The sequence below is a fragment of the Companilactobacillus furfuricola genome (assembly GCF_003946325.1).
Taxonomy (GTDB): Bacteria; Bacillota; Bacilli; order Lactobacillales; family Lactobacillaceae; genus Companilactobacillus; species Companilactobacillus furfuricola.
The window spans coordinates 21,650-33,955 of the sequence record NZ_RHNT01000022.1 but is presented as its reverse complement, the minus strand read 5'-3'; the positions used below and the strand labels follow the sequence as shown (position 1 = coordinate 33,955).

General features: G+C 39.1%; 10 protein-coding genes. 4 read left to right on the top strand and 6 right to left on the bottom strand.

Annotation, left to right across the window (positions count from 1 at the left end):
* Positions 1 to 343: 343 nt before the first annotated feature.
* Positions 344 to 2,686, bottom strand: coding sequence for an MMPL family transporter (locus EKM78_RS07355; RefSeq protein WP_125770887.1), 2,343 nt, complete (start codon positions 2,684 to 2,686; stop codon positions 344 to 346).
* A gap of 112 nt (positions 2,687 to 2,798) precedes the next feature.
* Here EKM78_RS07355 and EKM78_RS07350 point away from each other — a divergent pair, with 112 nt between their 5' ends.
* Entirely contained in the window at positions 2,799 to 3,305 is a 507-nt protein-coding gene (locus EKM78_RS07350; RefSeq protein WP_125770885.1) for a TetR/AcrR family transcriptional regulator, read from the top strand.
* A 59-nt stretch (positions 3,306 to 3,364) separates the two neighbouring features.
* On the opposite strand, the gene EKM78_RS07345 is transcribed toward EKM78_RS07350, so the two are convergent.
* Positions 3,365 to 5,491: an LTA synthase family protein gene (locus tag EKM78_RS07345; RefSeq protein ID WP_245994923.1), complete on the bottom strand. Its 2,127-nt coding sequence runs from the start codon at positions 5,489 to 5,491 to the stop codon at positions 3,365 to 3,367.
* Positions 5,492 to 5,663: 172 nt separating this feature from the next.
* Here EKM78_RS07345 and EKM78_RS07340 point away from each other — a divergent pair, with 172 nt between their 5' ends.
* Positions 5,664 to 6,848: an MFS transporter gene (locus tag EKM78_RS07340; protein ID WP_125770881.1), complete on the top strand. Its 1,185-nt coding sequence runs from the start codon at positions 5,664 to 5,666 to the stop codon at positions 6,846 to 6,848.
* Here the strand turns inward: EKM78_RS07340 and EKM78_RS07335 are convergent.
* Positions 6,840 to 7,769: a LysR family transcriptional regulator gene (locus EKM78_RS07335; protein ID WP_125770879.1), complete on the bottom strand. Its 930-nt coding sequence runs from the start codon at positions 7,767 to 7,769 to the stop codon at positions 6,840 to 6,842. The two genes, EKM78_RS07340 and EKM78_RS07335, sit on opposite strands and share 9 nt — an antisense overlap.
* A gap of 120 nt (positions 7,770 to 7,889) precedes the next feature.
* On the opposite strand from EKM78_RS07335, the gene EKM78_RS07330 reads away from it, so the two are divergent.
* Both EKM78_RS07330 and aroD read left to right on the top strand, forming a co-directional pair.
* The gene (locus EKM78_RS07330) at positions 7,890 to 8,765 is read left to right on the top strand and encodes a shikimate dehydrogenase (protein WP_125770877.1); all 876 of its coding nucleotides are present in this window, start codon (positions 7,890 to 7,892) and stop codon (positions 8,763 to 8,765) included.
* Positions 8,766 to 8,773: 8 nt separating this feature from the next.
* Complete coding sequence (aroD, locus tag EKM78_RS07325; RefSeq protein WP_125770875.1) at positions 8,774 to 9,535, top strand: type I 3-dehydroquinate dehydratase; 762 nt, start codon at positions 8,774 to 8,776, stop codon at positions 9,533 to 9,535.
* Positions 9,536 to 9,620: 85 nt separating this feature from the next.
* Here aroD and EKM78_RS07320 read toward each other — a convergent pair whose 3' ends face one another.
* From EKM78_RS07320 to EKM78_RS07310, 3 genes are read right to left on the bottom strand one after another with little or no spacing between them, the layout of a single operon-like run.
* Positions 9,621 to 10,277, bottom strand: a complete 657-nt coding sequence (locus EKM78_RS07320) for an energy-coupling factor transporter transmembrane component T family protein (protein WP_125770873.1) — start codon at positions 10,275 to 10,277, stop codon at positions 9,621 to 9,623.
* Positions 10,261 to 11,694, bottom strand: coding sequence for an ABC transporter ATP-binding protein (locus EKM78_RS07315; RefSeq protein WP_125770871.1), 1,434 nt, complete (start codon positions 11,692 to 11,694; stop codon positions 10,261 to 10,263). Before EKM78_RS07315 ends, EKM78_RS07320 begins: the two co-directional genes overlap by 17 nt.
* Positions 11,695 to 11,701: 7 nt before the next feature.
* A complete protein-coding gene (locus EKM78_RS07310) occupies positions 11,702 to 12,292 on the bottom strand; it encodes an ECF transporter S component (protein WP_125770869.1) in 591 nt (196 codons plus the stop codon).
* Between the last annotated feature and the right edge of the window lie 14 nt (positions 12,293 to 12,306).

Genomic DNA, 12,306 nt, shown 5'->3' with positions numbered 1-12,306 from the left:
GAAGTACTTAGAGTATCGGGTGCGACCGATGCTCTTTTTTATACATATAATTATATCAAAAAGGGTGTTGTATCAGAACCTGACGGTTCTAATACAACACCCTTTTTTGGAGACTTATGTCACAGCCTCTTTAATTTTAATGAAAGGTTATAGCTGTTAGCGTGCTTTGGTTAACGCATCATGTTGAGTATCTTCTTCCAAAATCTTATTGCTTAAGAATGTTTTTTTAATACACAACATCAACATAAATTCACTTAACATCTGGGGAGAAATTAATCAACGCCGTAGCTATAAGAGCTTCACGCTTCTGGTAACGTGAGAATGTGAGATCGATAGAAGTGGTTTAAAACTTATTATAAGTAGATCCTGGGAAATACCAATTAGCTTTGCCCAAGAGCTTGATAGTTGCCGGAACGAAAATCAATCTGACGAAGAATGCGTCAAAGAAGACTCCGGATGCTAAGGCTATACCGATCGACTTGATTGTGGGGTCGGATGAGAGAGAAAAACTTCCGAATACCGCAATCATGATCAAGGCGGCAGTGATAATAACTGGACCACTTTCAACTAAACCTGTTTTGACTGCAAAGGTCGTATCACCAGTCAGTAAGTAGGTTTCCCGGATCCGTGAGACCATAAAGACCTCGTAGTCCATGGCTAATCCGAACAAAACGCCGATCATAATAACCGGTAGGAATGCCAAAATCGGAGCACCTACGCTGATGCCGAAGAGACTCTTCATGACACCATCTTGAATGATCAGTGTAGTAATACCGAATGATGCGAATACAGAAAGTCCGAAACCGATCATGGCAAAAAGTGGTATCAGGAATGACCTAAACATTATCATCAACAAGATGAAAGCAATTACCATCACGATTGCCGTGAATACGGGGATCGCATTATTCAATTTTTCAGAAATATCGATGTTCACGGCATTGGTACCAGTTAATGTAACATTCGTATTCGTCGAATCAGATAATCTTTGTGAATAAGAGTTGATCCGCTGAGTCAGTTGCTCAGTCTTCACTGATTCAGGACCGTCTTTTGGCATTAAGACGAACATAGCATATTTATTATCCTTGCTCATTTGAACAGGGATTTTCTTGACAGCTGCCTTTGCCATTTTTTGTTTAACTAATTTTTTGAATTGAGACTTATATTTTTGAACCAGTTGTTGTTGCTGAGTAGCGGACATTGACGGATCTTGCTGCATCTGCGTCATTACTTTTTGTTGAACATAAGATTGACCTTCAGCTTGCAACTTTTGTTGCATTTCTGGAGATTGCGCAGCTTTTAAAGCCTTTTTGTTTACTACAGGCGTGATTTGGTCGACTGCTTTATCTTTAGAAATGTGAGTGGTAATTTTTTTCAGAATGGCTTGGTTTTGCTGATTTGTCTTATGGGTATTTAATTTTACAACACCAATAATAGTAGAATTAGCACCTTTGCCAAACTTGTCAGCGGTTATATCGTAGGCTTGCCGACGAGTGTTATCAGTTGGCAAGGAACCATCAGAAGGCATACCCAAGCGCATATGACCAGTTGGAATCATGAATCCGATCAAAACGAGCAAACTCACAATAATGGAAGTGATTGGATGATCAGCAATTGTCTTCGTTAAAAAATTTGATGGATGATCATTGGAATCTGATGTTTTTTTAGATGGTTTGATGAACTTCGAAAATAGTGATATTAAAGCAGGAAGCAAAGTTAAAGCAGATAGAACTGCAAATATGACACCGATTGCTGCGGCTAGTCCGATCTGAGTCAAGAAGTCGATCTTAATAAATGCGAGACCGACTAACGCGATAATAACTGTCACCCCAGCAAAGAGCACAGAACTTCCGGCACTCGCTAAAGTCCGCCCCATGGCAACATCAGGGGAAACTGATTTATGGGATTTTTTCAACTCGGACTTGTAACGATTAATGATAAATAATGCGTAGTCGATCCCGACCGCAAGAGAGATCATTACGGTCAGTGTTTGTGCCACACTGGCGATGGTGAAGATATTGGTCCCAACAACTACGACCATCAAACCGGAAACTAATCCGGCCAAGGCACTGATAATAGGCATTCCAGCGGTAACAAATGATTTGAATAAGATCAACATTAAAATGAATGCAATGATCATCCCGATAAGTTCTGAGATAGCATTAAAATTGACTGAATTTAAAACATTACCCGAGAAAGCTACTTTTGTATTGCTAGTTTTTAAGTTGGATCGGAATTTCTTTTGAATACCGGAGACAGCATCTTGAGAAACTAAATTAGAATCTTTTTTAAAAGTAATACTGATCATACCAGTCGTTTTGTCTTTGCTGATCGATTGTGATTGATAAGGACTAGTAATAGATTTGATCTGATTGCTGTATTTGTGCTGGATTTGTTTGACTGTTTTATTTATCTTTGTTTTTTGTTTAGTGTTATTGATATTTCTATCATGCTGATTTTCAACTAAGACCGTCATAGTTCCAGCATCCACCGACTGATGAAATTCATTTTTAAGAACTTTTTGGATGTCAGTCGATGGTACTCCGGAAATCTTTAGATCTTCATTGAAATGCGAACCTAAGCTAGCAACTGATGCAACCAAGGCGACTACAATGACGATCCAAGATAATAGCATTTTCATCTTGTGATTATATGCCCATTTTCCGAATCTGTTTAAAGCATTTTGCATATATAAACTCCTTTATTTTTTCTATTGACATATCTTACATATTTGATCATTATGTGTACATGTTCAATTATGTGCATATACACATTTAGTGTGCAAAAAGGGAGAATTGTTGATGACTGACATGCGAAAGACTAGAACAAATCGCGAAATATTTAGCGCCTTCGGGACGTTATTATCCAATAAACCTTTTTCGGAAATCACTATGATAGAAATCGCTCGAGAGGCTCAAGTTCATCGCAATACGATATATAAACATTTTGTTGATAAATACGATTTATTGCGAAAATTTGTTTACAGTGAACTCGGCAGTAATGAAGAATTAATTAAAATATTTGTGGAAACTCCTTTCAAAGCTATCGCTGAATTGTATCAATATGAGTTTTCAAGTATCATTCAGCGACAAAAATCAGATCCAGAATTCAACCTGATCGTCCAAGAAAGTGCCGTCAGACTCTTATATCAAAGAAATGAAGACGACGATATACTTTGGCAGTTAGGAACGATTTCCAGTATTTTCCTGTGGAATGAATTACACGGCGATAAATTTGATTTTTTGGCAGATTATAAAGTCTTGGATCAAATCTATCAAAAAAGAGAATTTCCAAAATTGGAACAATAGCAAAAAGGCGAGAAAACTTATAACTGTTTTCTCGCCTTTTTCTTATAGATATTTGGTTCTTATTGATTCTCGACAGAATGCAAATTGTCGATCGCATCACGGTTATCCTTCAACTCTGGTGCATCAGTCTTATACATTGAAGTCGTCGATTTATCATCATTTTTAGAATACAAACTAGTTGAGCTATTACCGAGATCGTTCCGGATTTTATCCAAACGCTCAATCTGATTTTGATAACTGTATTGACTCGGATCTACTGGTTTAAAGCCAGCTGGAGTGTAGAATCTTAACAAATTCAATCGATTTATTTTATCGGAAACTTTGAATTTAGCTTTCACCTGTTGATTCCATTTACTGATCTTATTTTTTAGCTCGGGGTTTAAGGCAAGGTCGATCTCTTCACCGGTCTTATTGAGATAGACTTTGTCTTTATTTTTGATGACCGTATATTTTGGAGTGATAAAGTTCCCATTTCTGAAGGGAACGATTTGGTTGTGCTGGTCGGAAAGTAGGTCAGTCCCCACTTGCAAATAATTTTGCGTGTTGATTCCAGCTAAATGAAGTAAGGTCGTCAATACATCGATCTCACCACCATATTTATGACTGATACCGCCTTTGAGTCCTTTCATATGGATCATGAAGGGGACCTTTTGCATCTGCGCGTCATCGAAATCACTCCAATTATTCTGGTCATAACCTAAAAGCGAACCCGCATATGGTGTTTGATCAGGCGTCAATCCATAGTGGTCACCGTAGAGGACGATCATGGAATTGTTGTAAAGACCGCTCTGTTTTAAATAATTGAAAAACTCTTCGAGAGCACTGTCCAAATAGTGAGCTGTTTCAAAGTATTTATTAACAGTCTGATTAGGCGTATCCGAAGTAACGAAACCGTCGGAATCATAGTCTGGTAGATCAAAACTGTAGTGGTTAGTTACAGTGATAAATTTAGCGTAAAACGGTTGCTGCAACTGTTCTAGATACTTGGCACTTTCGGAAAGCATCAACTTATCCTTTAAGCCAAATGTCATAGTATTTTTTTCTGCAGCATCGAAGTACTGTTGATCGAAAAAGTAGTCGTAGCCCAAATTCTTATAAACGGTGTCACGAGAATAAAAACTGCCGACATTACCGTGGAAGACTGCACTAGTATAGCCTTGATCTTGATTCAGGATGGCAGGAGCCGCTTGGGCGGTGTTAGTAGTTCCTTGGTGATTGAAATAATTACCGGTCGGCAAGCCGAAGAGCCCCGTTTCGAGCATCGTTTCGGCATCGATAGTTTTACCGGAACCTACTTGATTGTAAAAGTTATCATACGAGAGAGTTTCGTTACTGTTGTAGAGACTATTCAAGAAAGGTGTGACCTCTTGATCATTGATCTTCATATTGAGCAAGAATTGGTGGAAACTTTCTAAATGTATGATGATGATATTTTTCTTCTTGGCAATCCCGAAGTATTTCGGATTTGGCTTGGCATAGTGATCGTGTACGTATTTTAAGTCTGGGTCAATATCCGTCCCATTGGCGGTCGATTTTACTTGATCCGAATGGGCTGTCTGGATGGCATCGTAAATCGTGAAGGTGGGTATGCCCAAGTATTTGACGACATACGTCTGATCAAAGGTATGTCCTAACAGTTGCGGGCGATTACTTTCAGCTAGCATCATATTTAATGAGAAAAATGCTGCTCCAGCTAAGGTCGTGGCCACGGCGTTCAATTTATTAAATGGTCGTGGGTCGATCCGTAATTGCTTGATGGAAAATAAAATAACTAATAAAACAAAATCTAAGAGATAAAGCAGATCGCGAGGTTCCATTACAGCGAGAGTGCTAGCACCTAAACCCTTCGAAACCGTTGAAACACCTGTCATCGTAGTAAAAGGAATGAAATTAGTAAACTCACGGAAGTATAAAATATTGGCGTAAAGCAATAAATTGAGGATCAAATAAAACGCCAGCATTGTAATATATGAAGGCTTAGCTTTATTGATGAATAAACTCAAGCTAAACAAGACGATCGCAAATCCGATGGGATTAATGATGGCAATAAAATGTTGAAATGGGTCAGTCAAACCTAAGGAAAAATCGGTGTAGTAGACGATAACGGTCTTGATCCAGATCAAAAATACTAATAAGAGCAAAAAGCCCAATCTAGTATTCATCATGGATTTTAGTTTATAAAGCATTAATAATATCTCCCGCATAAAAAAATAACTATCGGTTAATTATACTTGAAATAGTGCGATTAATACACTTACGATGGATAATTGAAGAACCAGGGTGAAAAGACATTGATTATTTATGAATATAGAGTTAATTTAATAAGAATAATTTAATTTTATTTTTTCGGGGGAAAATATGAATAATCGGCAAAGAGTCAGACTAGGATTTCATCTCTATTTGAATTATTTCGTCCACGGGATGGCTATCGTTATTCTTGCACAAAATATGGTCCCACTGGGACAGCAGTGGAATGTTTCAGTATCTCGAGTAGCGATGGTCATTTCCTCATTGGGGATCGGACGATTGATCGTGCTGTATTTTTCTGGCTTATTGTCGGACAAATTTGGGCGAAAAATATTCGTTCAGTTAGGGATTTGGACTTATATTCCATTTTTTATCGGGATAATATTGAGTCCCAACGTTTATGTGGCATATTTTTTCGGAATTTTAGCCGGGATGGCGAATTCATTTTTGGATTCAGGAACTTATCCAGCGTTGATGGAACTATTTCCACATCGAGCTGCTTCAGCGAATGTCTTCATCAAAGCCTTCATTTCGGCGGGAGAATTGTTGTTACCGATCATGGTTACCGTCGTCGAACAAAATAAAATTTGGTATGGTATCAATTTTATTATTGCGGCAGTAATATTGTTCATAAATTTCTTCTTCATTTCCAAACTCAAATTTCCGGATCGAGCCATTGATTCAGTCAAAGTTGAAGCGACCAAGAGCCACAAGCTAAACTTTTTGCAAAAAATCAATGCCGTTACTTTGACGATTTACGGCTACGTATCAATGTCAACGTTCTATTTAGTGAGTCAGTGGTTGACTAAGTATGGACAAGAGGTGCTGAAGATGAACTTAGCTAGCGCTCGATATTTGGTCAGTGTTTACAGCATCGGTTCTTTGACAGGAGTTGTCTTATTGACGATTTTGACTAGCAGACGGATCAAATCAGTTTCTGTGATGCTAGTTAGTACCGTTATTTCCTTATTAGCATTGCTCGCAATGACCTTTGTTCTCGATCAAAACGTAATTTTTATCTCCTCATTTGTCATTGGCATGTCGGCAGCTGGTGGCGTTATGCAAATCGGCTTAGTCATCATGAGCGAATTGTTCCCAAGCAAAAAAGGGACCGTAACGGGGATATATTACACGGCTGGTGCAATTTCCTCTTTTACGATCCCATTGATCACAGGCTATTTATATCAATTTGGGGTACAAAGTATTATGATCTTTGACTGTTTGATTGCTTTGATCGGCGTTGTTTGCGGATCGATCATCTATGCCAATCGCTTTCAACTGAAGAGCTTAGAGTAATTCACCGAGGTCTTTATAATTTTCTTTACAATAACGAGTTAAGAAATTTTGGAATCGGGAAAGTGATGGTGTTAAGAAGCGATTATCTTTTAAGACCATGTATACTTGACGATAAATTGGATTATTTTTTAAGTGGATCAATTTTACTTTTGTCTGGTCGAGCTGTGGCTGTTTCGGAACGATGGCGATGCCTTGGTCGTATTCAACTAAACCAAGCAAAGTTTGAACATCCTCAACTTCGCACTTGATACGTGGCTTGATATTGCCCTCAGATAAGATCAAGTCGACGATCGGCCGAAAGTCGTTATTTTTAGAGTAAGTTAGTAGTGGGTAGCTTTCGATCGACTTAAGATTGACGTTGTTGAACTTGGATAGTGGATGATGCATTGGCACTGCGAGGACCATTTCTTGTTTGATAATAGGTAAGTAATTTAACTTGCCTTTGATCGGCACGTGGTCGAGTTCTTCCATTTTTGAAGATAAAACAAAGTCGTAATTTTCCTTGAATAAATTTCTCAACAAATATTCTGTCGAACCTTGGAAGAGATCAAAAGTGATCCCGGCAGTATCATCGATTTTTTTAAAATTAGCAATTAATTCGGGGATCAATTTTTGACCTAGCGAGTAGGTGAATCCAATGCGGATGTTTCCCTCGTTGACGTTCAATAATTGCTCCAAAATGGAGTCGCCACGCTCGATCTCGTTGAGACCACGGGTAACAAATTTTAGATAAATTTCTCCAAAACGGGACAATTTGATATTTCGCCCTTCGTGTTCAAAAAGCGGGACGCCTAATTTCTTTTCGAGATTGTCGATCGAATAACTTAAGGTTGGCTGTGAAATGCCAAGGTTTTCAGCAGCTTTTGACATGTGTTGAGTGTGAGCCAATTCGCGGAAATATACTAAATGTTTTATGTTCATATTAAAATACCTCTATTTGAATGATAGATATATTTAATGAATTAATCAATAATACTTTATTTTCAATTAAAAAATCAGTGTTAATATCGAATTAGAAAAACGAAATGGGAGCGAGTTTTTATGTCAGAAAGAATAGACGGACACACGATTTTGATCGGATTGATGGCTTATCCGATCAGACATTCCATGTCACCAACGATGCACAATAATGCTTTTGCTAAATTAGGGTTAAATTACGCTTATTTAGCGTTTGACGTCACAAGTGACCGTCTACCAAAAGCTATCGATGCTATTAGGACTTTGGACATGCGAGGGTCCAATATTTCCATGCCGAACAAGCAAAAGGTGATCCCCTTGCTAGATAAATTAGATCCTGCAGCTAAAATGATCGGTGCAGTGAATACTGTAGTTAACGATAACGGGATCTTAACTGGCTATACGACTGATGGGACAGGTTTTATGAAAGCATTGGATGATGAGGATCTAAATATTCGTGGTCAAAAGATGACTTTAGCCGGAGCAGGTGGTGCAGGGACAGCTATTGCTATCCAAGCAGCACTTGATGGCGTTAAAGAGATCTCGATTTTTAATACGAAAGACCGATCATGGGAAAATGCCAAACGAAACGTTGATGTCATCAATGAAAAGACTAAAGCACACGCAACCTTGCATTCCTTAGAAGACCAAGCAGATTTCAAAAATGAAATTGCTGATTCAGCAATTTACTGCGACTCGACCGGAGTGGGGATGAAACCATTGGAAGATAAAACGTTAGTGAGCGATCCAACTTGGTTCAGACCAGATATGATCGTATTTGATACCGTTTATTCACCCAGAACTACCAAATTGATGGAAGTTGCACAAGAAGCCGGTGTGAAGCACGTCTTCAATGGATTAGGAATGATGCTTGAGCAGGGCGCTGAAGCATTTAAATTGTGGACTGGTAAAGAAATGCCAGTAGATTACATTAGACAACTACTATTTTCAGAGGAATGAGGACTATCATGACAAATAAAACTGTGAAAATCGGCCAGACTGAATTGGGAACTGGTCATACTAAAATAGCTGTTCCAATTACGGGGACGACCCGCGAAGAAATTTTGGCTCAAGCAAAAACAGTCAAGGAAGCTCAACCTGATCTAGTAGAATGGCGGGTCGACTTCTTTGCAGATGTGGTCCATCGAGAAGCGTTGCAGGACATTGCCGAAGCATTAAAGAATAGCTTGCAAAATATGCCACTTTTGACGACTTTCAGGACGTATCAAGAAGGTGGGGAGCGGATGCTCACCGATGAAGATTATTTTGAGATCACCAAGAATCTCATAACTTGGCAACAAACTGATGCCGTCGATCTTGAATTAAAACACGATCCCAAGCAAATTGAGCAATTGATTCAAGCAGCCGATCAAGCAGGGATCGTTACGATCATGAGTAATCATGACTTCTCGCAAACGCCAGCTAAAGACGAAATCATCAAGCGCTTAACACAAATGCAAGCAGCCGGAGCTAATGTAGCTAAAATTGCCGTTAAGCCTAATGATCCTCAAGATGTTTTGACACTATTGTCTGCTACTGAACAAGCACATAAAGCTCTAGATTGTCCACTGATAACGATGTCGATGGGGAACCTGGGAAAAGTAACGAGAACAGCTGGCAAGCAATTGGGTTCAAGTTTAACTTTTGCGGCGGTAAAGAACAGTTCTGCACCGGGGCAAATTCAGATCGACCGATTGCGGACAATTTTAGAAGAATTCGAAATGGAATAGGTAGTCTATTAAAGGGATGGTGTTGACCGTCCTTTTTTCATGCAAAAAAACATTCCGAATGATTTCAGAATGTTCGATGCTCTAATTAAAATAAGCCGCTAAAAGCTAAGAATTGTAAACCAACTAAACAAATCCCGGCTACTGGCCAATTCCACCAAGGAATAGCAAAAGTATCGTAATGAGTCCTGGTAGTTGTTTCATTGAAACCGTGCGAGACCATAGCTTGTGACAAATTGTCCGACCAGCGTAGAGATATCAAGATCGACTTGAAAAAGATCTCCGGTGACCAGACATGTAGTGCTTCTCCACGCATCATCGCCGCTGTTTTCATCTGCTTGACAGTCAAGACTACCCGGGGCGCAAAATTAAATGCTCCTAAAGTTCCGTACACGAATTTGGACGGTAGGTGACAGTTTTGCTCGAGTGAACCTAGTAATTCGTCAACTGTCCCTGTATATGACAAGATCCCACCTAGAAAAATGTAGGCGTAGATCCGTGTGGATAACAGCCAAGCACTGTGCATAGCATCACCAGCTCCATGGGTGTAAAACGAGAACCAAGTACCAAAGACAGGGATGATGGAAACGACCAACATCCACAATATTTTCTTGGGGCTGACACGTTTGAGGATCAAGTAGATCAATCCTAAACCTGCGACGATCAAGTTTGCGATAACGCTTTGCATGAAGGCTAGTTCAAAACTAATGATCAAAACTAAGCCTAATTTAAGAGATGGATTCATAATTTAGCACCTCCGTATAGGTCAGACATTGGTCTTTTAATTGTAAATGATAATCGAAGAAATCCTGCAATCCACCCAATTGATGGCTGATCATTAACACAGTTAATTCTTGTTCTGAAGCAACTTCTTTGATCAACTTCATGACTGTTTTAGTAGAATGTAGGTCCAAACCAGCTAATGGTTCATCCATTAGCAAGACAGGATCACCAAGGATCAACATTTCAAAGATCTGCAGCTTTTTCTTTTGTCCACCAGACAATTGATAAACGACATGATCTTTTAACTGATCCAAATTTAATTGCTTTAAGTAATCCTCAATGGTCTCATCAGTCCAAAAATCAGGATAGTTAGTGTGTTTAAGACTCAATTTGATTTCGTCTTCGACGGTCAATTTTAAATATTGCATTTGTGAATCTTGGAAGATCAAGCCAACATAGCGAGCATATTTGCGTTGGTTGTATTTCAAAATATCTTTTTTTAAATACTTGATTGAACCGTGATAATTGTGCAGTCGGGTCAAAGCTGAGAATAATGTCGACTTACCGGTACCATTTTCTCCAGTCAGTAAAATCATTTTTCCTTTGAAAACGTCGACGGAAGCACTGTTGATGAGTGATTTAGTGCCATTTTGTAAATTTAACTCGTGTAAGTCGATAATCGATTCAACACCATTCCCGGGTTTTTCAAAAAGTAGTTGGCGATTTTCTTTTTGATAAGTTGCAAAGACTTTCTCGGGATCTAAGACGGGACGTACTTGACCTTTATTAAAATGATAAAGAGCATCAACAATTTCTTGATATCCCATCAAATCGTGATCAGTGACTAAGATCGTTTTGTGGTCATTTTCTTGTAGGTCCTTAAGTAATTCAAGCAGCTGCTTGCGAGACTTGATATCAATACAAGCAAAAGGTTCGTCCAACATGATCAGGTCGCTGTCCATAGCTAAAGTTATAGCCAAAGAGACCTTTTGCAACTCCCCACCAGATAAGGTGTCTAATTGACGGTCTTTAAAGCCTAGAATACCGACACGTTTCAATGAACGGTCGATGGTAGCTTCAATTTCTTCGACTGGCATACCTAGATTCTCCAAAGTGAAAATGAATTCGCGTTTAACAGTAGTCATTGAGAATTGGTCGTTGGGATTTTGGAATAAAAAGGCAACATGTTTGGAAAAATCTTGCGTACTCCAATTGTCGACGTCTTCAGAATCGATGTACATCTTTCCTGAAGTGACGTGGCCAGAAAATTCAGGATACAAGCCGGCGATTATTTTCATCAAAGTCGATTTGCCACAACCAGAAGGTCCGTAAAGGACGTTAAAAGTTCCTGGTTGCAAGGTGAAATCTAAGTTCTGGATGATGTCTGGTCCTGAATTTTTATAGCGAAAGGTTAAGTCATTAATGACGAGTTTATCCATATTTGACCTAATCTCGATTGAGGATCCCTGATTTTTCAACTAGTTTGTTGATCCAGTAAACCAACACGCCGGCAAAGAATCCTATTGAAATGAAACGAACGAGAAGTAAAAGTAATAAGAAGCCAAGATTATATTTGCCATATCCTTCGTTGATCATGCTCCAACCGAAGGTGATCAAAGTACCGGTGATCGTTGATAGTAATAAACCTAATTTGTCGAAACGTTTATAACCAGTCATGGCAAAGCCTAAGCCATTACCAACACCTTGAACTAATCCAGAGATTAAGGTTGCGGCACCCCATTGGCCACCTAAAATCATTTCTACAAAGCTACCTAGTAGTTCACCAATTGTGCTGGCACCTATCTTTTGTGTCAACATGGCAGCTAGTGGTCCGGCAATCATCCAGAGACCTAGTAAAACGTCGTTAGCGAAAGGTCCTAAACCGATTGCAGCCAATCCTGCGGCAAGGAAGTTGTATGAAAGGCTAGTTCCAAAGAAAATAGCTCCACAAAATACACCGGTTAAGGCAATGAATGCAACGTCGCGTAATGAATAACTCAAGGCTGACGTCTTGTTACTTGTAGTTTGTCTGTTCATGATAAATCTGTCCC